Raw genomic sequence first — 24,472 nt, forward strand, 5'->3', positions numbered from 1 at the left:
CCTTCCACGTGCGTGCCGGAGAGCCGGTCCGCGGTGGGGTCAGCCCGCGGCGGCGACGCCCGCCTCGCCCATCGCGCCGATCCGGCCGAGCACCGTGACGTCCAGCTCCTGCGCCGCATAGCTGGCCCGGATCACCTTCTTGTCGAACTTGCCGACCGAGGTCTTCGGCACCGACTCCACGATCGACCAGCGCTCCGGCAGCTGCCAGGAGGCGATCCGCTCGCCCAGGAAGGCCCGCAGCTCCTTCAGACCGACGCTCGCGCCCGGGCGCAGCACCACGGTGGCCAGCGGGCGCTCGCCCCACTTCTCGTCCGGGACGGCGACCACGGCGGCCTCGGCCACGTCGGGGTGCGCCATCAGGGCGTTCTCCAGCTCGACCGAGGAGATCCACTCGCCGCCGGACTTGATGACGTCCTTGGCCCGGTCGGTGAGGGTCAGGTAGCCGTCGGCGGTGATCGTGCCGACGTCGCCGGTGCGCAGCCAGCCGTCCTCGGAGAACTTGTCGTCCGGGCGGACCGGGTCCTGGTCCGCCCCGCCGTAGTACGCCCCGGCGATCCACGGGCCGCGCACCTCCAACTCGCCCGCCGAGACGCCGTCGTGCGGCATCCGCTCGCCGCCCGGGCCGATCAGCCGGGCCTCGACGGAGGCCGGGAAGACGCCCTGGGTGACCCGGTACGGCCACTCCTGCTCGGGGGTGAGGCCGCCCGGCGGCTGGGCGAAGGAGCCGAGCGGGGAGGTCTCGGTCATGCCCCAGGCGTGCAGCACCCGGATGCCGTGGCGCTCCTGGTAGGCCTTCATCAGCGACGGCGGGCAGGCGCTGCCGCCGATGACCACCATGCGCAGGCTGGAGGTGTCGTAGTCGCCCGCGTCGAGTTCGTCCAGCAGACCGGCCCAGATGGTGGGGACGGCGGCGCTGACGGTCGGGCGGACGGCGGCGATCATCTCGGCCATCGGCTTGGGCTGGAGGAAACGGTCCGGCATCAGCAGGTTGGCGCCGGACATGAAGGCCGCGTGCGGGATGCCCCAGGCCTGGACGTGGAACATCGGCACCACCGGCAGCGCGGTGTCGCGCGGGGTGAAGGCGAAGTTGTCGCCGGTGTTGACCTGGAGGCAGTGCAGGTAGACCGAGCGGTGGCTGTAGAGCACGCCCTTCGGGTCCCCGGTGGTGCCGGAGGTGTAGCAGAGCACGGCGGCCCGGCGCTCGTCGATGTCGCGCTGCCACGGGTACTCGGTGGGCCGCCCGGCGATCAGCTCCTCGTAGTCGTGCACGCCGCCCGCGAAGCCGGCCAGCACCGAGCGGTCGCCGGGGCCGCTCACCACGATGTGCTTGAGGGTCGGCGCGAGGTCCGGGAGGACGGCGGCGAGCAGCGGCAGGACGGTGCCGTTGACGACGATCACGCGGTCGGCGGCGTGGTTGATGATGAACGACAGCTGCTGGGAGGGCAGTCGCAGGTTCAGCGTGTGCAGCACGGACCCCATCGCGGGGACGGCGAGGTACGCCTCCAGGTGCTCGGTGTTGTTCCACATCAGGGTGGCGACCCGGTCGTCCCCGGTCACCCCCAGCTCGTCGCGCAGCGCGCACGCGAGCCGCGCGGCCCGCGCGCCGACCTCGGCGTAACTGCGCACGACCGGCCCGGTGCCGTCCCAGGTGGTCACGGTCGAGCGGCCGTGGATCGTGGACCCGTGCTCCAGGATCCGGGCGACGGTGAGCGGTACGTCCTGCATCGTGCTGAACACGGGTCCTCCTCGACCTGGCGGCACTGGGGGCTGCTCCTGCGGCACCTACCGGGCGGTAATGCACGCGGACGTGCCCGATTGTGCCGCCCCCACCCCCCGCTGTCAGCACTCCGACCCCGTTGCACGGATCACGGATTCGTCCCGGTTCCGCCCCCGGGCCCGCGAGGGCGGGGATTCGTCGGCGGCCCGACGGTCACCGGGGCCCGGCGGCGGGAGGTCAGGGGAGGTCGGAGCGGGTGAGGCGGAGGGAGTTGGCGGGGTCGGGGGTGTAGGCGGGGTCGAGGGTCCAGCCGTGTTCGGCGGCGAGGCGCAGGGCGCGGTGGGCGCCGGCGCCGCGGTAGGTGGCGCGGTTGAGCTGGATGCGGTGCACGGGGGTGGTGCCGGAGGTGCGGGTGGCGGCGGCGCGGATGCGGTTGGTGTCGCGTTCGAGGATGCGGCGGATGTGGCGGTCCCAGGCGGCGGGGCTGTCGGTGAACTCCGCGCGGAAGGCGCGCGGGCCGACGGTCCAACGGGCGCCCCAGCGTTCCCAGTGGTCGGGCTCGGGGCGGCTCACCCAACAGGTGAGCAGGCCGTACACCGGGACGTAGAGGATCTGGAGCAGGAAGACGAACGGCAGCAGCGGCGCGAAGCGGACCGGCTGCGGGCCCCACGGGCTGCCCGGGGCGGCGGGCGGGTCCTGCGGGGACGGGGCGTTCAGGGTGGCCGGGGCGGGGAAGTGGCGGGCGAGCCGGACGTGCCCGGCGTCCGTGCCGGACGCCACGCCGCGCCAGCCGTGCCGCTCCGCGAGCCGGACCACGCCGTCCGCGCCGAGCCCGCGGTAGAGCCGCAGCGGGAGCCGGACCTGCACCACCCGGCCGAGGTCGGCCTGCACCTCGCCGCCGCCGGCCGCGTGGGCCGCCTCGGCGGCGGCGGTCCGGCGCGCCAGGATCGGGGCGACGTAGCGCTCCCAGTGCTCCGGCCGGCCGGACAGCTCGGCCCGCAGCCGGCGCGGCGGGACGAAGCTGCGGTTGACCTTCAGCCAGCCGTCGGAGCTGGGGCCGCTCCCGTTGTAGTCCGCGAAGACCAGGACGACGAAGAGCAGCACCAGGCCGAGGACCCAGAGCGGGGCGTAGATCCACTGGAGGAGGAACTGGAGCAGCACGGCCGCCCGGTTGCGGCGCGGCGCGGGGCCGGGGAAGCCTCCCGGGCGGGCGGCGCCGTACGGCGGTCGGGGCGCGGGGTGGGCGGGGGTGGCCTGCTGGGCCGGGTGGGGCGGTTGGGCTGGGTGGGCCGGGTGGGGCGGCTGGGCCGGGTACGGCTGCGGCGGCGGTACCGGCCGCGCGTACGGGTTCTCCCCGTACGGGTTCCGCCCGTACGGCGCCTGTCCGTACGGGACCTGCGGTGGCGCGCCGTACCCGCCGGTGCCGCCGTGCCCCTGACCGTTCGCCATGCCGTTCCCCCCGTGCTCGATCGAGGGGTCACCCTACCGGCGGACCTCAGCGGGCGGTCGGGCCGTCCACGTGGTCGCGGTCGACGGTGAGGGTGGCGCCGCCGAAGGTCTCCTCGACGTTCCCGTGGTACTGGTGGACGCGCTGGTGGCGGCTCCAGAGGTCGGGGGCGAGGCCGCCGGAGCCGTCGGTGTCGGCCTGGTCGTCCCAGCGGGCGTACCAGAGCGCGTCGGGCATCGGGGAGCTGCCGGCCCGGGCGGCGGCGGCGAGGTCCGCGATGCCGGAGTCGAGGCTGGAGTAGAAGCCCGAGCGGAAGCCGGCGGCGTGCAGGCCCGCGGTCCAGCCGAGGGTGAAGTCGACCACGGCCTGGCCGCAGGCCGGGTCGCGCATCGGGTAGGCCTCGATGTCCAGGTAGACCGGGCTGCCCTTGGCGAGCCCGAGCGCGCGCAGGGCCCGGGCGGCCTCGCCCGCCTCCGCCCTGCCCTGCTCGGCGGCCTTCGCCGGGTCGATCCGCCGGGGCTTGCGGCCCGGGTCGGCGCACGGCGCCTGCAGTCCGACGTGCGTCGGCAGGAACCGCCAACCCAGCGCCCGCGCCTGGCGCACCCACTCGGCGGTGAGCCGGGGCTGGTCGCAGCCGCGCTGGGAGCCGCTGGTGTAGATGCCGACGGCCCCGTACGGGGAGGCGTCGCGCCACGCCTCCAGGGTGTCGAGCGACGGCGCGGTGCAGGCGTCGAAGGCGGGGCCGCTCCAGGTGTCGCGGGCCCGGGGCGGGCCGGACCGGTCGGGCAGCTTGACGGGCCGGATGCGCGGGGCGGCGACGGCGGCCGGAACGACGGCTTCGGCGTTCACGCCCGTCCCGTCGGTGGCCAACAGGAGCGCGAGGGCGGCGGCGAGGATGGCGGCGGGGCGGAGATGGCGCACCCCGCCTTGATACTGACGGACCGTCCGGCGCCCGCCGCAACCACGCCGCAGCGCCCGCGCGAGGCCACCCTTTCGGACGCACCCGTCCGCATCCGTCCCGTTTTTTGTAACGAGCTTGCCCGTTCATCACTCCTTACGGCAAACTCACGACTATGCCCACCTCCCATACCAGCGAAACCCCCGCCGCCTCGTCGTCGGCCGCCGCCGTCGCCGAGGCCCTTGCCATGCCGCCCGCCCCCAAGGGCGAGCCTGCCGGCGAGCGGGGAAGCTGGCGACGAGGTGGGGCGTCCGGCCCCGCGGCGCCACCCGAGGTCCACCCCGGCCGGTCCACCGGCCGGTTCGGCAAGATCCTGCGGCGCCCGGAGAGGATCCCGGCGCCGCTTCTCTGTCTGACCGCGATGTTCCTGGTGCAGACCGGCATCGCCCTGTCCAAGCCGCTGTTCGGCCCGCTCGGAGTCAGCGGCACGACCTTCCTGCGGCTCGGCTTCGCCGCCGTCATCCTGCTCGCCGTCACCCGGCCGAAGCTGCGCGACAAGCGCCCGCGCGACCTCGCCGCGGCGGCGCTGCTCGGCGTGGCCTCGGCCGGGATGACCTTCCTGTTCGCCGGGGCGATCGACCGGCTGCCGATGGGCACCGCCGCCACCATCGAGTTCCTCGGCCCGCTCGCGGTCGCCCTGGTCTTCGCCCGGCGCGCCAGCCACCTGCTCTGGGCGCTGCTCGCGGCCGCGGGCGTGGTGCTGCTGACCCTGCTCGGCGAGGGGGACGGCGGCGGGTCGCTCGACCCGGTCGGCCTGCTGTACGCCTTCGGGGCGGCCGCCTGCTACGCCCTGTACATCCTGTTCACCGACAAGGTCGGCGCGACCTTCCAGGGCTTCCAGGGCCTGGCGGTGTCGATGACGGTCGGCGCGCTGGCGCTGGCGCCGTTCGGGCTCGGCCAGGCCTGGGACGGGCTGACCGCGCCCGGCGCCTCGCCGCCGGCGCTGCTCGCCGCGGTGGCCGGGGTGTCGCTGCTGCTGCCGGTGATCCCGTACGCGCTGGAGATGACCGCGCTGCGACGGATGCCGCAGCGGGTGTTCAGCGTGCTGGTCAGCCTGGAGCCGGCGGTCAGCGCGCTGGTCGGGCTGGTGGTGCTGGGCCAGCTGCTGGGCGTGCCGCAGCTGGCCGGGATCGGCTGCGTGGTCGCGGCCAGCGTGGGCGCCACGCTGACCGGGCGGCGATAGCCGCGCGGGGCCGGGGCACTGGCCGGGGCCCGGGGCACTGGGTCGGGGCCCGGGGCACTGGGTCGGGGCCCGGGGCGCCTGTTCCCGGGCGCACCTGCCCGGGGCCGCCCGCGCGGCGGACGCCTTACGGCCAGAGCAGGGTGCGCGACCAGTCCGGGGAGCTGACCGGGCCGGTCCGGGTGTAGCGCAGCCGGATGTGCCGGCGCTGGGCGTCGCCCTGCCAGAACTCCACCTCGTGCGCCCACAGGGTGTAGACCGCGTGCCCGGGCGCGACCGCGTCCGGGTGGGTCTCCAGTCGGCGGCGGGCCACCGCCACCGCCTCGTCGTACTCGTCGAAGGAGCCCAGCGGCTCGCTCTGCCGCCCGACCAGCGCACCGACCCGGGCGGCGGGCGAGCGGGTGGCGAACTCGGCGGCGGCGACCAGGTCGGCGGCCCGCTCGACGGTGCCGCGCACCCGGACCTGGCGGCCCAGCTGCGGCCAGTAGACGGTCAGCGCGGCGGCCGGGTGGCCGGCGAGCTGGCGGCCCTTGGGGCTGTCGGCGGCCGCGGAGAAGTTCCAGCCGGTGCCGGTCGCGTCGACGTCGCGCAGCACCAGCACCCGCGCGTCCGGCATGCCGTCGGCGTCGACGGTCGAGAGGGTGAAGGCCTGCGGGTCCAGCACGCCGGCGTGCAGCGCGGTGGCGAGCCAGTCCACGAACAACGGGCCGGGCTCGGCGGGGGCGGCCTCGTGGTCGAAGGAGGGCAGCGGGCGGGCCATCGGCGGACGGCCGAGCAACAGCTCGGGGACGGAACTGGGACCGGACCGGTGCTCGTGGAGCGGCTCGGGGGACGGCTCCGGACGCGCGTTCGCCGCGTTCGCCGCGTGCGCGGCGGGCTCCGACCCGGGCTCCGGTGCGGGCCCGGCCTCGTCCCGGCCCGTCAGGCCCTCCTCCTCCGCCGCCATCGCGCACCCTTCCTTCCGATTGCCGCGGTCGCCACCCCGGCCGGGCCGGCCCTTCCGGGCCCGGGCACGTGGTGCGCTGTCGGAGCGCAACCGTACCGCCGTCCACCGACGGCTCCGGGCGCGGGCCCTCGGTGGACGGATCCGGGCCGGTCGGCGGACGGTTCCGGGGTCGTCGCGCGGGACGGAACGGGCCGGTCGGCGGGCGGTTCCGGAGCAGGCGCCGGGCGCTCCGGCGCCGGACACACTCGTGGGCGGTGCCGATGACGGCACCGCCCACGAGACCGGTTTCGCGGTGACCCTTTCCGCCTGCCGGTGTGCGTTGTTCCCTCCGATGTGCTGCGGTGGTGCTGTGGTGCGTCGGTATCGGTTCCGACCGCTCCGGCCCGGTCCGGGCCCGTCCGCGACTGCTCAGCTCAGCCGCGGTCACCCACGTCCGGCGCCCCCGCCTTCCGTGGTGCCCGGTGCCGTCTCCCGGCCGTGCGGCCGGTCGATCGGCCGGTCGATCGGCCGGTCAGTTGAAGGTCGGGGCGACGACGACGTTGACGTCCTTGTTGCCCTGACCGCCCTGGACGTTCCCCGCGTTGTCCTTCACCGCGATGGTGTTGTCCTGGTTCGAACCGCCGGAACCGGTGGCGGTCTGCTGCGTGGAGACGTGGTTGCCGTCGACCCCGCCGAACACGTTGCCCGTACCGGTGTCGGAGACCACTCCGGCGTTGGAGCCGCCCTCGGCACCCGCCCCGTCGTCGGCGGCGGCGACACCGGCACCGGCCAGCAGCAGTCCGGCCGCGAGTGGGCCGGCGAACAGGAGCCCGGCTGTTCGCCGGGTGTGGATGCGAGCCATGAATGCCTCCGAAGAGCTGTTCATCGTGCAGTGGTCGATCAGGGTGGGCAAGGTTCGTCGACCGGACGAACACCTGCGGGCTGCGACGCCGGAAGACAGCCTTCCGCAACAAATCGACAAAGCACCAGCTCACGCGGTGGATTTCCCCCGTTAGCGTGATATCCAGCCGAGCCGCGCATGGCGCCCGGGAAACGGGACAGCGCGTCGACCCATCCCACCTGAGCTGGGACTTCATCCGGACAGTCAGCGATCATGGTGCCCCGAGGGGCGGCGCGACGGCGTCACACGATCCGCCGGTCGCACCACCCCGGCGCGCACGAACCCGTGAATGCGCCTCTGAAAGGTTCGATCACCCTTCCATGTCGACTTTTCCGGTCATTCACGGACCATCGGAACGTCACACCGTGGCGGCGGCGTGAAAGCCTCGCCGGATCCGACGAAATGGCTCAGTGGAAATCAGATCATCTTGCCGGGATTCAGGATTCCCAGCGGATCGAAGACCGCCTTCAGCTGCCGCTGCAGGTCCAGCGCCACCGGACCCAGCTCACGGGCCAACCAGTCCCGCTTCAGCAGCCCCACCCCGTGCTCCCCGGTGATCGTGCCGCCCAGCTCCAGGCCGAGCGCCATGATCTCGTCGAAGGAGCGCTGGGCGCGGGCCGTCTGCTCCTCGTCCGAGGCGTCGAAGATGACGATCGGATGGGTGTTGCCGTCCCCGGCGTGACTGACCACCCCGATGGTCAGCCCGTGCCGCTCGGCGATCACCGCGACACCGTTGAGCATCTCCGCCAGCCGGGAACGCGGCACGGCCACGTCGTCGATCATCGTGGTGCCCAGCCGGTCCAGCGCGGGCAGCGCCATCCGCCGGGCGCCCAGCAGCATCTCGGACTCCGCCTCGCTGTCGGCCGGCACCACCTCGGTCGCCCCGGCGGCCCGGCACAGCTCCGCGACCCGCGCCAGCTCGGCCACCCGGTCCGGCCCGTCGAAGGCCACCAGCAGCAGCGCCTGGGTGGACTCCGGCAGGCCGATCCGCCCCAACTCGTTGACGGCCCGCACCGAGACCGCGTCCATCAGCTCCATCAGCGACGGGGTCAGACCCCGCGCCATCACCTCGCAGACCGCCGCCCCGGCCGTGTCCGCGCTCGGGAACTCCGCCGCCAGTGCCAACTGCGGAGCGGGCGCCGGCCGCAGCGACAGGACCGCCCGGACCACCACCCCGAGCGTCCCCTCCGAGCCGACGAACAGCCTGGTCAGGTCGTACCCGGCCACGCCCTTCGCCGTCCGGCGACCGGTGGACAGCAGCCGCCCGTCCGCCAGCACCACGTCCAGCCCGAGCACGTACTCGCTGGTCACGCCGTACTTCACGCAGCAGAGCCCGCCCGCCCCGGTGCCGATGTTGCCGCCGATCGTGCAGGACTCCCAGCTGGACGGGTCCGGCGGATACGAGAGCCCCAACTCCTCGACGGCTCGGGAGAGTTCGGCGTTCACCACGCCGGGCTCGACCACCGCGATCCGGTTCACCGGGTCGATCTCCAGGATCCGGTTCAGCTTCACCAGCGACAGCACGATGCAGCCGTCCACCGCGTTCGCCGCGCCCGACAGCCCGGTCCGGGCTCCCTGCGGCACCACCGGGACACGCAGCTCGGTCGCGGTGCGCAGCACGTGCCGCACCTGCTCGACCGTCTCCGGGAACACCACCGCCGCGGGCTGCCCGGCCGCGCAGAAGCCCGCCATGTCGTGGCGGTACGCGGCGGTCACGTCCGGGTCCACCACGACGGCCCCGTCCGGGAGGCCCTGCGCCAGTCGGTCCGTCAGATCACTCATCGCCGCCTCCACTCGCCGCCCGCCTCCACCTCCGCACTCTGCCCGGACGGCATGGACCGGGCAAGTGGGCCGAGGGACGGACGGGGAGAAGGGACGGACAGGTGCGGGAAGGAGCGCCGCCCGGACGGGAGAAGCCTCGGCAAGCGGGCCGAGGGACAGCGGGAGGCGCACAGGCGGGCAAGGGACGCCGCCCGGACGGCATGGGCCGTGGCGCATGGGCTGTGACGCATGGGCCGTGACGCATGCGCCAGGGAGCGGGCGGGTGGCGCGGACGGCCCGGCCGGGTGCGGGCGGTAAGCCGGGGTGCCGGCGGTGGGCCGGCCGGCCCCGGCTGCGGCGGGCGGGTGGCTCAGGCGCGGCGGAGGGCCGGGGTGGCCAGGGCGGCGAGGCCCGCGGCGGCGGTGGCCAGGGCGCAGAGGAGGGTGGGCAGGGCCGCGCCCGCCGCGTCCGCGAGCAGGCCCAGCAGGGCGTTGGAGAGCACCAGGGCCAGGCTCTGCACGAGCGTCAGCAGCGCCTGGACCCGGGAGAGATGGGTCGGCGGCGCGCCGCTCAGCACCAACGGGCCGAGGTGGCAGGCGAACAGCCCCGACCCGAGGCCCGCCACCGCGCTGCCGGCCACCGCCGCCACCGGCCCCGCGGCCGACGCCAGCAGCGCGATCCCCGCCGAAGCCGTACAGAGCCCGGCCGCCGCCCCCACGCCGGCCCGGGGCAGCGCGCCACGCCGGGCGACCAGAGCGGCCACCGCCAGCACCCCGGCCGCCTGGCCGCCGCTCACCAGTCCCGCCGTCCCGGCGGCCCAGCCGTGTGCCCGGGCGAGCAGCGGGCCGAGCAGCGACACCACCGGCAGCAGCGCCCCGGCCGCCGCACCGGTGAGCAGCAGCGCGGCCCGCAACAGCGGGTCGGCCAGGGAGAGCCGGACGCCGGACGCCGCCTCGCGCAGCAGCCCGGCCCGCGGACCGGCCGGCCCGTCCTCCGGGGGCCGCACCCGCAGCAGGACCAGCAGCACGACCCCGAAACTCACCGCGTCCGCCAGTGCCGCGCCGGACAGCCCGCCGACCGCGACCAGCAGGCCGCCCAGCGGCGCCCCGAGCAGGACGGCGCTCTGCCCGCCGGCCTGCCGCAGGGCGAGTGCCCGGGCCAGCCGGTCGGCGGGTACCAGCCGGCGCGGCATCGAACCGCTCGCCGGGAGGTGGAAGGCGTCGACCGTCCCGATCACGGCCGCCGCCGTGACCAGCAGCCACAGCGAGGTCCCCCGCTCGGACGCGACCAGCGCCAGCACGGCGGTCGCGACCAGCATCACCGTGTCACCGGCGAGCATCACCCGGCGGGCGCCGAAGCGGTCCGCGACCGCGCCGCCCAGCAGGACCAGTGCGGTGCGCGGCACCGTGATCGCCGTCAGGACCAGCCCGGCCGCGCCGCCGCCGTGCGCGGAGGCGGCCCAGCCGAGGGCGAAGTACAGCGCGGCGTCGCCCAGCAGTCCGGCCTGGACACCGGCCAGCCACAGCAGGTACGTCCGGGGCAGCGCGGCCGGCGTCGGTGGGGTCCGCCTCGATGCGGTCTGCGTCGGCGCGGTCTGCTTCGGTGGCGGCGGGGTCGGCGCGGCCGGGGTCGGCGCGCCGGCGGTGGTGGTCATGCCGGGCGACGCTAGGACCCTCGACCCGGTCGAGGGCAAGCGCGGCTACCGCCGGACCACCGGCTCCTGCAGCTCGGTGACCCACCCGGCCTGGTCCTCCGGGCACTCCAGGTACAACTCGCGGGCGTAGCCGGCCGAGCGGTAGCCGTTCTCCTCGATGAAGCGGGCCAGTTCCTGGCTGGTGCCGAGCACGTCGTCCATCGGGCCGCGGTGCACGATCGTCGCCGCCTCCTCGATCGGCGGCAGGTCGAGCACCTCGACGCCGTGCTCGCCGGGCCGCACCGACGGGCCGACCGGGACGGCCACCAGGACCAGCACCGAGCCGTTGCCCTCCGGCGCGTCCTGGTAGCGGGCGACGGACGGGCCGGTCGCCTCGACCCCGGCCTCCGCCAGCCTCCGGCACAGCTCGGCGAAGAGCGGACCGATCACCGGCCCGATGTCCTCCGGCTCGTAACTCGCGGCCACACCGGTCAGTTGGGCCGCCCGGACGGACGGCACCGGCTTCACCACGACATCGTGTGCGGACATGGTCCCCTCACTCTCGATCGTCCGGAGTCTCGCCTCCACCCGGGCCAGCCGCAGCTCGTCGGCGGCGATCGCCTCGGCGAGCTGGGCGCGCCGCAGCCGCAGCATCCCGCGCAGTTCGGCCACGTCCACCTGTTCGTCCAGGACGGCCCGCACCTGCTGCAACGTGAAGCCGAGCTCCTTGAGCGCGATCACCCGGTTGAGCCGGGCGAGTTGGGACGCCTCGTAGAAGCGGTACCCGCTGACCGGGTCCACCCGGGCGGGCCGCAGCAGTCCGATCGCGTCGTAGTGGCGCAGCATCCGCACCGACACCCGGCCGTGGCTGGCGAAGTCTCCGATGTTCAACATGGTGCGACCACTCCATCCCCTGCCACCGTGTCAGGGTCAACCCGGCCGACCGCGTCCGTTCCCCGGCGGTTCCGCGGCCGGCGCCCGCGACCGCCCTCGACCACCCGGGAAAACACCGAGGGCGGGTGCCGAGCGTTCTCGGCACCCGCCCTGAGCAGGTGGTTCTCCTACCGGCGGAGAGCGTGGGATTCGAACCCACGGTGACGGGTCACGCCACGACAGTTTTCAAGAACAATTCCGTCGCGCCGTTGACACTGCCCCTGACCAGGCACAACACCGTATCAACGCTTCGACGGGTTAGCTATGGCCCACGACTGGCCCATGCCAGCCGCCCCACCAGCCTCGCTGGTGCCCGCAGGCCATCTCTGCGCGGAGCATCGGGTTGACGCGAGAAAGGCGGCGCCTACCCGGCGCCAGCCAGTCGTACCGCACTTCAGGCATGCTGGACTCACTACAGGACCCACTGGTGTAGTTTCGGCGCCAAGATGAGGGGAAGGCGCTGCCGCTGGCTGCGCAGGTGCGTCGTTCATGAGCCAGGAGTGGCAAAGTTCATGGCTAGCCCTACAAACACCACCGAGATGTTGATTCAATATCGCCAAGAGGTCGAAGACCTCAAGCAGCGAATCAAGAATCGGCGACTCCAGGTTGCAGGCCTCTACGGCACTCCGATCCTGCTTTTGGCCATATTTTCCACCTGGGTGCTCACCAGCAATTTCCTGTGGATCAACTCCAATACCCCCAAAGAGGTTCATCTCGCATTCTTCATAATCTCGGCATTGCTAGCTGGCGCAACAGGCCTGCAGGTGGCGGCCGAATTTCATGAGGTGCATGCGATTTGGAAAGATCGCGGGACGTCGATAAGGAAACTTAGGCTTGATCTGGAGCTTGCAGAGGAACGCAGGGTCCTTGAGGCCAGAAGCTCGACTCCGGAAACGCTAAATCGCCAGGCCTCGTACAAGGAGCGCCTCCCCGGCGAAGTGGCTCGCCTGCGCAAGGAGTCGCGCCACTACCGGCGCGTACATCTGCTGATGCAGTGGCTAGTCTTCATCAGCTCGGCATCCATTACCGCCGTCACTGCATGGTATGACCCCCCTCAGCCTGGCAAAGGGGTCCTGATCGCCCTAGGATTCATTGTTACGGTCGTCACCGGAGCGACAGGCTACTTTAAGCCCCGCGAGCGGGCCTTCAATCTTCAACAGACTGCTGACAGCATCGAGCAGCACTCGACCGCGCTTGATCTGGGCATTGCACCATATACGCATGATGAGGCAACGAATCTGGGGAACTTCGCAGCCACAGTAGAAGGCCTGCGCGCCGACCAGAGAATGCGAGAGCAACAGCTAGATCAACCATTCCAGGGACAGCAAGAGGTAATCTAGAACTCTGTTTAAGGCCGGGCACCGTAGCATCCGGCCCCATGTCGTTGGAAATGCCCTCTCGCCTGGCGCGAGGCACTCATGCTTTGCCCCCGCCGGCGAGAGGGGCCGCGCTCAAGAGATCTGGCAGAATGCGACCGCCGCGTCGTCGCCTCTCTTGTAGCGCGGCCAGCGAACGCCGTCCGGGTCCGTAGCCTCGACATCACGCACAGCGGAGATCAGCCCATCGGCACCGGCCGCCCTCAGAGTCGCGAAAACCTCTGGCCAGGAAGCCGTGCCGTAGTCGGTCACCAGCCTGGAGGCGCCGTCCGACATGACCGCGACCGCGCTGACGCCGGTAGCCGGCACCGCCCCCGTGAAGGCGCGGCCGGCCGCCTCGCTGTTGGACGCTGCTACCCAGTAGCCATCCGCCGTGTTGCGCGTGAGTCTTTGTGCCGCGACCATGCGGCGCACACTCTCCGTGTGCTCCGGCGTTCCAGTGGCGAAGCGCTCAGTCTCAGCCCGGAGTTCCGGCACGACGGTGTTCACCCGCAGATCCGTCTTCACCAGGTACTCGTCGTTCTGCTCGAAGACGATCGGCGAGTCGGCGAGCACCAGGTAATCGAGTTGCTTGCCACCACACCGGAGGATCGAGACCGTCGCCGACGGCGTCCCCGGGTTGGCCAGATCGCAGGTGGGGTGCAGCGCCGCCACCTGCTCCAGAGCTTGGGCAAGCCCATCGGCCAGCGGACGCTCAGCGTCGGCCAACGCGGCCATCAGGTGGCCACCAAGTTGGGCGACGTACCAGGGGACGCCGTGCTCGCAGCCGGTGTCGAGTCCGACCGTGCTGAGCCCGTCCAGAACGATGGCCAGCGACGGGGTGGCACCCACCCAGTCCTCGTTAGGACTCAAACCGCCGGGCGCGGTGGCAAGAGAGACGCGCATGTCAGGCCTCGTGTCGGTAGATCGGAGTAACCCTGCTGCTTTCCAGAACCTCAAGGGTCTTCGGGTCGTAGCGGCACGAGATGAGCGTGGAAAAGCGCTTCGTCCTCACCTCGCGGTACAGCTCGCCGAGGTGGTTCTCCAGGTAGTGGACGACGCCGTTCGCACCGATCGCGTGGACACCGGCGATGTACAGGAACGTGCCCTTGCCGTCGAGTCGGGGCAACCGGGCCAGGTAGCCGACGTCGCCGGCCGTTCCGTCCTCGTCGAGCGGCGAGCGGTACTCGGTATCGGTACGCAGATCCACGAGATGCCAGGCACGATCCTTGCGGAACCGCAGGTTGTCATCCCCTTCGAGCACCTGCGCCACGATCGGCGACAACCGCGGCCCGCAGATGACCACCAGGTGGTCGCGGTTCAGGTTCACGATGCCGGACGGCGGGATCACCTCTGAGTCGGAGTCGAGCTTCAGGCTGGCGAACAGCTTGCGCAGATGCTCGTAGTTGCCGAGGTCTTCCCTGGTCACGACCTCGCTGGGGTTCTCGTCCTGCGACTTCCCGGCCTCGTACTTGCCGCCGAGCGCCACCGTCATCGGGCCCAAGCCGAAGAACGCGCGCTCCGGGGCGGGACCGGCGGACGCGAGCTGGCCGACACGCCCACGGCTGACACCGAGCAGGGCTGCGATCTCCGTCTGCGACATGCCCGACGCCGACGCCTCTTCGATGGCCTCGCGGCGGACACGGGACAGCTCGACCACCCGGTTCTGATAGTCGGCCATCAGCGAGATTGCCGCTTTGGCCCGCGCGATCGGGACCGCGACGTTGGCCACCCGTTCCAGTTCCTCGTGCATGGTCATCCCTTCGCTGCCTAGGGGGGCGAAGCAAGGATACCGCGAGGGGGACTTGACGCCCAGACGGCCACTGCCTACCTTGGGTATCAGGCAAGCGCGAAAGCCCCCCTAAGCAATTTGGCGGGGAGCTTCTCGCTTCTCTGACCTGCACAAACAAGCCCGGAGGGGTGGGGTGACATCCCCCCGAAGGCAGCGCTTGATCCTTAAGAACTCCACAGAGTGACTATCGCGACGAGGGGTCTTCCCTCGTCCCCGCTGCGGACCGGGAGATGTCCGCCCCCGGCGACCACTTCCTGTCGCACCGGCTCTGGAGAACACCTCGTTCGCGGGGTGCCACCCGGTGCGCGTCGCCCTGCTGGCGCCAGAGCAGTGACCATGGCGCGCCCGATCACGGGCTCGGGACCGGCCGGCGTGGCAACGACGGCTCGGTGAAGCCCAGCGTTCCGAGTGTCTTTGGTCCCCGATCCGCCCCGCATCCATGACTGCGGGCGCGGGTCGGGGCCCATGGCTTCTCGTGACGGACGAGTAGCTGGGCCCGCATAAGTCGGGCCGCCGCGCTCCCGGCCAAGGATCGCGCGGCGGCCCTCGGGCCCACCCCCCATCTAGAGAAGAGGTAGACCCGTGAGGTCGATTGTTGCAGGCCAGATGGCCTTGAACGAGGACGAGTTCGCCGAACTGGCGCTCGGCTTCGTCGGCGACTCGGAGTTCACCCGGCTGTTCACCGGCGTGCCCGGTGAGAGCGCGGTCGAGCGCGAGGCCCGGATGGACGCCGCGGACGACATCCTGACGGACCTGCGCCGGGAGGACCCGGAGCTCGCCGCCTACGCCGAGCGCCTGCTGAGCATCGTGCCGGTGCCGCTGCGGCGCCCGGCCGTCATCCGCCGCACCGCCAGCGTCGAGCGGATCGCCGCGTGACCACCATGGCCGCACCGACGGCCGTTACGACCCCGACCGCCGCCGCTTCAACCCCACGGCCCGCCGCCTCAACGACGCGGGCGGAGGCCTCGAACCGGCTCATGCTGGGTGTGGCGATCCTCGCCGGAATCGGCGGCGCGGTGCTCGCCGGGATCGGCTTCAGCGGCTCCTACAACGCGCTGAAGGACCTGGGTTTCAGGCACAGCTTCGGGGATTTCAGCTACGCGTTCCCGGTCGGTGTGGACGCCGGGATCGTGGTGCTGCTGGCCATGGACCTGTACCTGATCCGCAAGCGCAACCCGTGGCCGATGCTGCGGCTGCTGGCCCACAGTTTCACCGCCGCGACGATCTATTTCAACGCCGCCTCGGCCGGGCCGCTGCTGAAGGATCCGACCGGTACGGCGATGCACGCCGTGATCCCGGTGATGTTCGTCGCGGCGGTGGAGGCCGGGCGGCGCCTGGTCATCCGGATCACCCGGATCGAAGCCGGCCACGGCCGGGACGGGGTGCCGCTGCACCGCTGGATCCTCGCCCCCTGGCCGTCCTTCCGGATGTACCGGCGGATGCGCCTGAACGGCATCGCCTCCTACGACCGGGCGGTCGAGCTGGAACGCGAGCGGCTCGTCTACCGGGTGATGCTGGAGCGCGACCACGACGGTGACTGGCACAAGGCCCCTGCTGACCAGCGGCTTCCGCTCACCATGGAGCGCTTTGGCCTGTCCGTGGACGAGGCGCTGGCCCTGCCCGCCGAGGCCGACGAGCAGGCCAGGCTGCGGGCTGAACGCGCGGAGGCGTTCGAGGCCGAGCTCACCGCCCGCGCCGAGGTCCGCGCCGCCGAGCTGGAGATCTCCAAGCTCCGCACAGCGGGCCGGGTGGAGGCCGCCGGGTACGAGGTCGGCGCCGAGACCGCCACCGCCAAGGCCCACGCCCACGCCCGAACCGTGGCCGCCGGCCGGGAGGCCGAAGCGGCCGAGCGCGTCGATCAGGCGGAGGAGGAACTGGCCGCCGCGGCCGCCGAGCAGGAGGCTGCCGAAGCCCGTCTGCGTGCTGCTGAAACCGACAAGGCCGCCGCCGAAACGGAGAAGGTTGCCGCTGAAACGCGCCGCCGCGCCGCTGAAACGGCGCGGGCTGCGGAGGCCGCCGAGAAGGCCAAGGTCGAGGACCAGAAGGCCATCCAGGCGGCTCGCCTGAGCGCGGCTGAAACGGCCAAGCACGCGGCTGAAACGGAGGAGGCCGCCGCTGAAGCGGCCAAGCGCAAGGCCGAAGCCGACCGCGACACGGCCGCCGCCAAGCGCGCCCAGGCCGAGCACGAGCAGCACGAGCGCACGGCCCGGCTGCGCGCCGCTGAAGCGCGTGAGCGTGCCGCTGAAATGGAGCTGCGCGCGGTTGAAGCGGAGGACGCGGCGAAGCTGACGCCCGCCGCCCGCGCCACCCGCCGCGTTGCCCGGATGATCCTCGCCGCCGGCGGCAACCCCGAGGCCGTCACCCTCCAGTCCATCGCCGAGACTCTCGACGTCTCCCCGGCCACCGCATCGACGCGCCGGGCCGAGGCCGCCGAGCTGATCGCGTCCGGCTACAACACCGGAAGGACCCTGTCGTGACCACCACCGCCACCCACAGCATCGCCGGCACCCAGATCAGCGCGGCCGGTGCGCTGATGTCCCTCCTCACCGCCCACGCCACCCTGCCCGCGCCGGCGGTCCGGCTGGAGGAGCTGAAGGTGCCTGGCACGCACGACTTCGTGTGGGGGCTGAGCATCGCCCTGCACCGCAGCCTCGACTACTTCGAGCAGTGGCGCCAGGCCCTCGGCATCGACCCGGCCGCCATCGACCACGACACCACCAAGTCCAGCACCACTAAGTCGGGCACCCTCGGCTGGCTCGAAGCCATCACCACCTACGCCGGCGTGCCGCTGCGGCTGGTCGGCTATCACGACCCCCGCACCACCACCGGCGAGTAGTCGTGGCCCGGCCCCGGTTCTGGGACCCGGAGGGCGACCGGTTCGGGGGCATCCCCACCTACCCGTGGAGGATGGCCCCGGCCGGCCTGCTCACCCGCCGACAGCTCCGCGCCAAGGGTCTGCGCCCCAACGGGCAGGACGTCGCCGCGCAGATCATGTGGCGTTCCCGCCGCTCCACCACGGGCGTGCGGGTCGCCTACCTCTACCGCCTCACCCTCGCCGCGCCCGTCCGCCCCATGACCGAGGGGCGCCGCCGGGCGCTGGCCGCCGCGAACACCGCCCGCCGCACCTGCCCCGCTTGCGGCAGGGACGCCGGGTACGTCCTGCCCGCGCACCTCGGCACCTGCCTGCCCTGCTCCGAGGTCATGGGACTCGCGGCCTGAAATCCCCCAACTTCGCTCCACACCAATCGACTTGGAGTGCTTCATGACCAGCGTCCGCGCTGCCCGCTTCGCCGCCGCCTACGCCCTGTTCCGGGCCGCCGGTGACGTGGCGGACCACTGGATCCAGACCGACCACCAGGCCCGTATCAAGGGCCACCACGACCACAGCGACGGGCAGTCCAGCGCGGCCGGCCGCAAGGCGTGCGCCGCGCACGTCGCCTCCTACACCGCCACGCAGGCCGCGGCCCTGCTCGCCGGGTCGCGTCTGCTCGGCGTTCGCCTGCGGCCCGGTCCCGTCGCTGTCGCGCTCGCCCTCTCGGCCGTCACGCACTACGTCGCCGACCGGCGCGAGCCCCTGCGGCGCCTCGCGGACGCCACCGGCAAGGGCAACTTCGTGCGCCTGGCCGACCACGGCATGAACGGCGCCTACGCCCTCGACCAGGCGTGGCACCACGCCGCCGAGACCTGCGCCGCGCTGATCGCCTCCGCCTGACCGGCGCTGACGATTGCCTGTCCCCGCCCGGCCCTTCGTGGGTCGGGCGGGGACAGGGAGTCGGGACAGCCCCGGCCCACCAGGAGGCCTGCGATGACCATGGACGCCACGCCGGGCAACGGCGCGAGCAGCACCAGCAGCAGCCGCACCCGTAACGGCTTCGGGTCCGGGGCGACGTTCGCCCCGGGGCTCAACATCAACGTCAACAAGAACACCACCTCCGGTGGCGCCGGTGGGCTCGGTTCCCCGCAGATGGGCGCGGCCGCGAACCCCGGCACCGGCATGAGCCGCAGCAGCGCGCTGGCCCTGCCGGAGCCCGCGTTCTACTCCACCGGCGACGTGCGCTCCTACTGCGAGGCCCTGCGCGCGTTCGGCGCCTATGCCGCGATCGAGGTGGAGGTGGCGGCCGAGATCCTCCGGGCCGCGCTGGAGCAGGCCCCGGGCGCTCCGGGCGACCACCTGTTCCAGCGCAAGCGGAGGGCCCGCGCCGTGGCCCAGAAACTCTCCAAGGCCGCCGACGCCCTGACCGACGCGGCGAAGGACGCCGCCGCCGCGTGGGCCGCCTTCGAGCGCGAGTACGCCGACGTCATGGCCCCCCGCCCGGTCCAGCAGCACCGTCCGTTCCAGTTCTGAGAGGAGCACCACCGTGCCGAAGAAGGACACCGACCCGGAGGTCCAGCACCGGGAGAACCTGGAAGGCGCCAGCACCGGCAAGGGCGTGGCCGCGTGGCTGGCCCACCGTGCCAAGCCCTACACCCCGCCGTGGATCACCGTTGCCGCGACCGGCGTCGCCGGCACGCTGGCGTGGGTGCCCGCCCACGACTCCGCCGGATACGCGGTCGGCCTGACCCTCGGCTCGGTCGGCCTCACCGCGGCGACCGCGTGGGCGGGCAAGACCACCTCGCCGCAGCGCCGCCTCCACTCGGCCGTGACCGTCGCCGCCGCCTCCGGCTGGTTCACCAGCGTCGCGCTGGCCGGCTGGACGGACTTCACGTTCGGCGCGTACTGGCTCGGTGGCAGCATCCTCGCCCTGTCCTGGAACGTGCGGCAGATACTGCGCCGGAACCCCGACGCCGTCCAGGCCGCCGGAGACAACGCGGACGCGTCGCTGCTGGAGAAGGTGAAGCTGGCCGGAGCCAAGATCCGGCGAGCCGAGGTGGAGCCGAACCGGGTCACCGCCGAACTCACCCTCCCGGCCGGGGAGTTGACCAACGACGACGTGGCGAAGGCGCTGCCGAACATCGCCTCCGGCCTCGACGTCGCGAAGACCGCCGTGCGCTACATGCCCGACCCCGACTCCGCCCGGCGCGGCGAGCTGGTCGTGGTGCCCCGGGACATGCTCGCCGAGGTGGTCGAGTGGGAGATGCCGACCGGCGTGGGCGGATCGATCGCCGATCCGCTGGTCGTCGGCCGCTACGACGACGGCTTCCCGCTCATGCTCTGGCTGCCCGGCGACCCGCAGGCCGGCCGCAACAGCACGCACCTGCTGATCTGCGGCATCTCCGGCTCCGGCAAGGGCGACGGCGCGCTCAACATCCTCACCGAGATCATGGGCCGCCGCGACGTCATCGTCTGGCTGTCCGACCCCAAGGCCTTCCAGGACTTCGGGCCGCTGCGGCCCGGCCTGGACTGGGCCGTGGAAGGCGGCGCCGACACCGAGACCATGGTCACCGCCCTCCAGGCCGTCATCCCCGCCCGGACCCGCTGGCTCGGCGCCCACGGCTACCGGCAGTGGACGCCGGCCGCCGCCGAGCAGCAGAGCGACCCCGCGCACTCCTGCCAGAAGGGCCGCGCCTGCGGCTGCGAGGGCATGCCCTTCCTCGTCGCCTGGTTCGAGGAAGCCGCGAACACCCTGCGGTTCATGGGCGACAGCGCGTTCACCGGCGCCGCCCAGGAAGCCCGATCCGCCGGTATCTCCCTGGTCATCAGCCTCCAGCGGCCCAGCCACGACCAGCTGTCCACCAGCACCCGGGCCTCGCTGCCGTCCGTGCTGACCTTCGGCCTGGACGCCAAGGACGAGGGCATGGCCCTGCCCGGCCCGGTCATCGACGCAGGCGCCCACCCCGGAGCCTGGGGCAACCGCCGCCCCGGCTACTGCTACCTCGTCACCCCCGGCGTCGAGGAACAGCGCTACTCCAGCCCGGGCCGGACCTTCCGCTTCACCGGCCAGGCCGCCCGCGTCATGGAACAGCTGGCCGCGTGGGCCGTGCGCCACGGCGCCAAGGTCGACCCCGTCACCGCGAAGGCCGCCGCCGCCACCGTCGGCAAGGCCTACATCGAACGCCACACCCACGACGCCACCGACGAGGACGGGGACAGCGTGTACGCGGACGGCGACGGCAGCGGGACCGACGACGGTGGTGTCGAGCGGCGGGTGGACCCGGAGGACGAGGGCCTGGACCCGCAGGCCGAACTCCCCCCGGTCTCCGAGGTGCTGGCTGGCATCGCCTTCGGTGCCGAGTCGAGCGTCCCGGTGTTCACCCCCGAGGAGGCCCGGGCCGCGATGGACTCGATCGTCTCCGAGTTCGAGCAGAACGGGACGATGGTGATCGGTCCCAAGGACGTCATGGAGCACGCCGAGCGATTCGGCCGGACCCGCCAGTGGGTGAGCGGGGAGTTCCGCCGCCTGATCGAAGAGGGGCGCCTGGTGCCCTCCGCGCAGAAGGGCCGCTACCGGATCGTGCCCGCCCCGGCGCTGGTCTGACACCCCCTGACGCCTGACACCCCCTGACACCCATTCCCCTAGGCAGACGCGGGTGTCAGGGGCCCCTGACAGTGGCGCTGACACCCGCTGACACCTGTCCCTGACACCCCGCGCCGCCCACGCCCCAGACCCGGAAGGGAGGCCCTGCCATGCCCCCGCACACCATCCGCCCGCTCGCCGCGACCCACCTGCGCGAGGCCCTCCAGGCCGCCGCCGACCGCAAGCCCGCCACCGCCCTCGCCGCCCTCATGCACATCGACCCCGACTCCTGGCAGGCCATCGAACGCCGCCTCGCCGCGCTCGGCACCGACCTGCTCGACGTCCTCGCCCACACCGCCTCGGGAGGCCCCCGATGAGCACCACCAGCGACCTGATCACCGCCGCCGTCCTCATCGGCCCCGGCGCGCTCCTCAGCCTCCCGATCGTGGCCTCGCAGCGCGGCGCCGCCGCCGACAGCGCTGTCGTCCGTCGGGCCCTCGCCGCCTCGGCCGCCGACCGCGCCGCCCGCACCACCACCACCACCGACGCGGCCCCGCCCGACGGCGGCGAGCCCGTCCCCGCCCCCGTCGCCACCGCCCCGGCGATCCGGCTCGCCACCATCCACCAGCTCCCCGCCGCCCGCCGCGCCGCCTGACCCGACCGGCGCATCGTGCTTCTGGACTGGCGCGACGCCCGGCACTTCGACCGCACCGGCGACCGCCCGTGCCGCTGGTGCGGTCGCCCCACCCCACTGCGCGACGACCAGCGCAGGCCTTCGCACAAGGTCTGCGCCGAGACCGCAGCAGACAACAACGGCGGCCCCCTCCCGCCAAGAAGTTGGGCCGCCGCCGATCCAGCACAGAACTGGAGGTCTCAAGCATGACCCATATGCCCCCCGCCCGGGGAGAGCACCTGGCCACCGCCCTCGCCCTCGCCGCCGCCGGCGTGCCCGTGCTGCCACTGCGAGCCGGGAAGGTCCCGTTCGGCAACTGCCGGTCCTGCGAGCACAACGAGTGCGGCGGCCGGCCGAACATGAAGACCCCGGGCCCCTGCGCCTGCCCGGCCCCCTGCCACGGCTGGGCCGCCGCCACCACCGACCCCACCGTCGTCAACTCGCCGGAGTGGTCCCGGGCGTGGTGCGAGGCGGCGGCGGTGGCCTACCACCCCGGCGGCGCCGGGGTAACCGTCGTGGACCTCGACAACGCGGACGCCATCGCGTGGGCGCGCGAGGCCCTGCCCGCCACCCGGACCGTGCGCACCACCCGGGGTGAGCACTGGCTCTACCGGGGTGCCATGACCTCCGCCAACGCGGTGCGGCCCGGCGTGGACATCAAGTCGTCTATGGCCTACGCCCGTTGGCTCGGTCCCGGCACCGGCACTATGACGGCTCTGCCGGAAATGGTCCGCGCCCGGGTCGTGCAGAAGCCCGCGGCTGTCCGCCCGGCGGCTGTCACGGTGCCCGCGCCGACGTCGGGCGGGAAGTGCCCCCACCGCACCCCGACCTACCTCGCCCGTGGCATCGCCATGGCCGAGCAGCGCATCACCGAGGCCGCCGCCGCCGTGCACGCCACCGTGTTCGCGACGTTCCTCGCGGTGCTCTCGACGCACGGCCGGTGCGGGTGCCTGACCGAGGCGCACACCGCCCGGCTGTTCACCGCCGCGCAGGCCAAGGGCGAATCGCCCCGCCACTGCGCCGACGCGTGGACCAACGCCCTGACCCGGTTGGGGCTGTAGCCGTGGCCGACGACGAGAAGAACCCGGCGCGCGAGATCATCGCCGACTACGCGCAGGCGCACTTCCGGTACTTCCGCACCGCCGACGGCGCCGTTTACGCACAGCGCATCGGCCACCCGGTGGCCCGTCCGATCCGCTCCCAGGGCACGACCGGCAGCCACCGCCAAGAACTCATGGTCGGCCTGTACAAGGACGGCCGCGGAGTCTTCAACGGAACCGCCCTCAAGGAGGCGTTGGACTTGATCGAGGCGCTCGCCCTCTCCGAGGAGGTGCAGCCCGTGCACATCCGCGTCGCCCCCGGGTTCGACGGGGCCACCTGGCTGGACCTGGGCCGCTCCGACGGCCTGTCCGTGCGCATCCACCCCACCGGCTGGGACATCCTCACCCCGGACCCGCGTGAGGTGTGCTGGCGGCGTACCCAGCTCACCGGCGAACTGCCGGTGCCGGCCAAGGACACCGACGGCAAGGGCATCGATCTGCTGCTGCGGCTGACGAACTTCGCCACCGCCCAGACCGAGTGCCTGGCCCTTGCCTGGCTGGTCGGTTGCCTCTCGCCGGGCGTGCCCGTGCCCGCGCCGTTCCTCACCGGGCCGCAGGGTGCCGGCAAGTCCACCGGCGGCCGGATGCTCGTGCGGATCATCGAGGGCATGAGCGGTGACCTGCGCCGGGCCCCGAAGGGCGAGGAGGACTTGATCTCGGCGGTGGCGGCCGGATGGGTCACGGCCCTCGACAACCTGAGCCACATGGGCCCGGACCTGTCCGACGCCATGTGCTGCATCGTCACCGGAGCCGAGAGCGTCAAGCGCGCCCTGTTCACCGACGGGGACGTGCACCGATCCTCCTACCGCCGGCCCCTGCTCCTGACCGGCATCGACGTCGGCGTCATCCGGCCCGACCTCGCCGAACGCCTCCTGCCGCTACACCTGGAGCGGCCCCGCGTCCGCCGCACCGAGGCGGAGCTGTGGGCGGAGTACGCCGAGGTGCTGCCCGTCGTCCTCGGGTCCCTGCTCGACCTCACGGTCAAGGTCCGCGCGGCCGAGGCGGAGACCCCGACCGACCTGCGCATGGCCGACTTCGCCCACCTGTGCGCGCAGCTGGACACCGCGACCGGGTTCGGGGCGCTGGCCGCCTACCGGGCCAGCCTGGACGACCTGAACGATGACGTCATCGAAGGCGATCTGCTGGCGCAGACCGTCCTGCGGCACGCCGAGACGATCGAACCCGGCGGCGCCCAGCGTATGACGTCCACCGAGTGGCTGGCGTGCCTGGGCCGCCTCTACAGCGGCGACGAAGCGCGCCCCCTGCCCAAGGGCTGGCCGACCACCGGAAAGGTGCTGTCCGACCGGCTCAAGCGCCTCCAGCCCACCCTTGCGGCCCGGGGCGTCCTCATCGACACCGGCCGCACCTTCGAGGGTCGCTACCTCGAAATGGCCCGGCCCGTCCCCGCACCCTCGCACGAACAGCTCCGGATCAACTGACCGCGCGGACAAGCAAGAAGAGCACCCGGGCGCTCCGCCCAACCGGGTGCTCTTCTTGCTGTTCGGCGAAGCCGCCCGAAGGACGTGCCGCGAAGCGGCTCCTCATTTCGCTTCGCGGCGAGCGCCAACTACTACAGACACCGCCCTCCTTTTTTCCTAGATAGGAAGACCCTGCGTCATGTGCGTCATGAGAGCCGAAAAACGGCTCCTGACCTGCATGAAAGACCATGACGCAGACGACGGCCGCTGCGTCATCCTGCGTC

At 72.8% G+C, this 24,472-nt stretch carries 24 protein-coding genes; 14 read left to right on the forward strand and 10 right to left on the reverse strand.

The genetic code is table 11. From position 1 onward, the window contains the following. Positions 1-39: 39 nt before the first annotated feature. The 3 genes from ABZ449_RS26615 to ABZ449_RS26625 form a co-directional block, all read right to left on the reverse strand. On the reverse strand, positions 40-1,737 hold the full coding sequence (locus ABZ449_RS26615; protein ID WP_360350715.1) for a long-chain fatty acid--CoA ligase: 1,698 nt from the start codon (positions 1,735-1,737) through the stop codon (positions 40-42). A gap of 217 nt (positions 1,738-1,954) precedes the next feature. After that, entirely contained in the window at positions 1,955-3,166 is a 1,212-nt protein-coding gene (locus ABZ449_RS26620; protein ID WP_360350718.1) for a hypothetical protein, read from the reverse strand. Between the two features lie 46 nt (positions 3,167-3,212). Beyond that, positions 3,213-4,085 carry a glycoside hydrolase domain-containing protein gene (locus ABZ449_RS26625; RefSeq protein WP_360350721.1) on the reverse strand — a complete coding sequence of 291 codons (873 nt, stop codon included), beginning with the start codon at positions 4,083-4,085 and terminating at the stop codon, positions 3,213-3,215. A 152-nt stretch (positions 4,086-4,237) separates the two neighbouring features. Between ABZ449_RS26625 and ABZ449_RS26630 the strand changes: the two genes are divergently transcribed. Beyond that, complete coding sequence (locus tag ABZ449_RS26630) at positions 4,238-5,305, forward strand: EamA family transporter (RefSeq protein WP_360350723.1); 1,068 nt, start codon at positions 4,238-4,240, stop codon at positions 5,303-5,305. A gap of 124 nt (positions 5,306-5,429) precedes the next feature. Here ABZ449_RS26630 and ABZ449_RS26635 read toward each other — a convergent pair whose 3' ends face one another. Then, positions 5,430-6,248 (reverse strand): pyridoxal 5'-phosphate synthase, encoded by an 819-nt coding sequence (locus tag ABZ449_RS26635; RefSeq protein WP_360350726.1) that lies wholly within the window; start codon positions 6,246-6,248, stop codon positions 5,430-5,432. 511 nt (positions 6,249-6,759) lie between these two features. Next, entirely contained in the window at positions 6,760-7,089 is a 330-nt protein-coding gene (locus ABZ449_RS26640) for a hypothetical protein (RefSeq protein ID WP_360350729.1), read from the reverse strand. On the opposite strand from ABZ449_RS26640, the gene ABZ449_RS26645 reads away from it, so the two are divergent. Further along, positions 7,088-7,243 (forward strand): hypothetical protein, encoded by a 156-nt coding sequence (locus tag ABZ449_RS26645; protein WP_360350732.1) that lies wholly within the window; start codon positions 7,088-7,090, stop codon positions 7,241-7,243. The genes ABZ449_RS26640 and ABZ449_RS26645 overlap by 2 nt on opposite strands. 302 nt (positions 7,244-7,545) lie before the next feature. On the opposite strand, the gene ABZ449_RS26650 is transcribed toward ABZ449_RS26645, so the two are convergent. From ABZ449_RS26650 to ABZ449_RS26660, 3 genes are all read right to left on the reverse strand, one after another. Then, positions 7,546-8,910, reverse strand: coding sequence for an FAD-linked oxidase C-terminal domain-containing protein (locus ABZ449_RS26650; protein ID WP_360350734.1), 1,365 nt, complete (start codon positions 8,908-8,910; stop codon positions 7,546-7,548). A gap of 349 nt (positions 8,911-9,259) precedes the next feature. Then, positions 9,260-10,543 (reverse strand): MFS transporter, encoded by a 1,284-nt coding sequence (locus tag ABZ449_RS26655; RefSeq protein ID WP_360350737.1) that lies wholly within the window; start codon positions 10,541-10,543, stop codon positions 9,260-9,262. A 45-nt stretch (positions 10,544-10,588) separates the two neighbouring features. Further along, entirely contained in the window at positions 10,589-11,416 is an 828-nt protein-coding gene (locus ABZ449_RS26660) for a MerR family transcriptional regulator (protein ID WP_360350740.1), read from the reverse strand. A 539-nt stretch (positions 11,417-11,955) separates the two neighbouring features. On the opposite strand from ABZ449_RS26660, the gene ABZ449_RS26665 reads away from it, so the two are divergent. Next, positions 11,956-12,795, forward strand: coding sequence for an SLATT domain-containing protein (locus tag ABZ449_RS26665; RefSeq protein WP_360350743.1), 840 nt, complete (start codon positions 11,956-11,958; stop codon positions 12,793-12,795). 111 nt (positions 12,796-12,906) lie between these two features. Here the strand turns inward: ABZ449_RS26665 and ABZ449_RS26670 are convergent, their stop codons facing one another. Continuing rightward, the gene (locus ABZ449_RS26670; RefSeq protein ID WP_360350745.1) at positions 12,907-13,662 is read right to left on the reverse strand and encodes a hypothetical protein; all 756 of its coding nucleotides are present in this window, start codon (positions 13,660-13,662) and stop codon (positions 12,907-12,909) included. Between the two features lie 55 nt (positions 13,663-13,717). Further along, a complete protein-coding gene (locus ABZ449_RS26675) occupies positions 13,718-14,569 on the reverse strand; it encodes a sigma-70 family RNA polymerase sigma factor (RefSeq protein ID WP_360350748.1) in 852 nt (283 codons plus the stop codon). A gap of 639 nt (positions 14,570-15,208) precedes the next feature. Here ABZ449_RS26675 and ABZ449_RS26680 point away from each other — a divergent pair. The 11 genes from ABZ449_RS26680 (at position 15,209) to ABZ449_RS26730 (ending at position 24,209) form a co-directional block, all read left to right on the forward strand. Then, complete coding sequence (locus ABZ449_RS26680) at positions 15,209-15,478, forward strand: hypothetical protein (RefSeq protein ID WP_360350751.1); 270 nt, start codon at positions 15,209-15,211, stop codon at positions 15,476-15,478. A 101-nt stretch (positions 15,479-15,579) separates the two neighbouring features. Beyond that, positions 15,580-17,079, forward strand: a complete 1,500-nt coding sequence (locus ABZ449_RS26685) for a DUF2637 domain-containing protein (protein ID WP_360350753.1) — start codon at positions 15,580-15,582, stop codon at positions 17,077-17,079. Next, positions 17,076-17,438, forward strand: coding sequence for a hypothetical protein (locus tag ABZ449_RS26690; protein ID WP_360350755.1), 363 nt, complete (start codon positions 17,076-17,078; stop codon positions 17,436-17,438). Before ABZ449_RS26685 ends, ABZ449_RS26690 begins: the two co-directional genes overlap by 4 nt. Before the next feature lie 2 nt (positions 17,439-17,440). After that, entirely contained in the window at positions 17,441-17,821 is a 381-nt protein-coding gene (locus tag ABZ449_RS26695; protein WP_360350758.1) for an RRQRL motif-containing zinc-binding protein, read from the forward strand. Between the two features lie 43 nt (positions 17,822-17,864). Further along, positions 17,865-18,314: a hypothetical protein gene (locus ABZ449_RS26700; protein WP_360350761.1), complete on the forward strand. Its 450-nt coding sequence runs from the start codon at positions 17,865-17,867 to the stop codon at positions 18,312-18,314. A 93-nt stretch (positions 18,315-18,407) separates the two neighbouring features. Continuing rightward, a complete protein-coding gene (gene traA / locus ABZ449_RS26705) occupies positions 18,408-18,947 on the forward strand; it encodes a plasmid transfer protein TraA (RefSeq protein WP_360350764.1) in 540 nt (179 codons plus the stop codon). A gap of 13 nt (positions 18,948-18,960) precedes the next feature. Next, on the forward strand, positions 18,961-21,018 hold the full coding sequence (traB, locus tag ABZ449_RS26710; RefSeq protein WP_360350767.1) for a plasmid transfer protein TraB: 2,058 nt from the start codon (positions 18,961-18,963) through the stop codon (positions 21,016-21,018). A 149-nt stretch (positions 21,019-21,167) separates the two neighbouring features. Further along, on the forward strand, positions 21,168-21,374 hold the full coding sequence (locus tag ABZ449_RS26715; RefSeq protein ID WP_360350770.1) for a hypothetical protein: 207 nt from the start codon (positions 21,168-21,170) through the stop codon (positions 21,372-21,374). Further along, positions 21,371-21,652 carry a hypothetical protein gene (locus tag ABZ449_RS26720; protein WP_360350772.1) on the forward strand — a complete coding sequence of 94 codons (282 nt, stop codon included), beginning with the start codon at positions 21,371-21,373 and terminating at the stop codon, positions 21,650-21,652. Before ABZ449_RS26715 ends, ABZ449_RS26720 begins: the two co-directional genes overlap by 4 nt. 224 nt (positions 21,653-21,876) lie before the next feature. Beyond that, positions 21,877-22,731: a bifunctional DNA primase/polymerase gene (locus ABZ449_RS26725; protein ID WP_360350775.1), complete on the forward strand. Its 855-nt coding sequence runs from the start codon at positions 21,877-21,879 to the stop codon at positions 22,729-22,731. Between the two features lie 2 nt (positions 22,732-22,733). Beyond that, on the forward strand, positions 22,734-24,209 hold the full coding sequence (locus tag ABZ449_RS26730; RefSeq protein WP_360350778.1) for an ATP-binding protein: 1,476 nt from the start codon (positions 22,734-22,736) through the stop codon (positions 24,207-24,209). Positions 24,210-24,472 lie beyond the last annotated feature (263 nt).

It is taken from the genome of Kitasatospora sp. NPDC005856, from assembly GCF_040629945.1.
Classification (GTDB): domain Bacteria; phylum Actinomycetota; class Actinomycetes; order Streptomycetales; family Streptomycetaceae; genus Kitasatospora.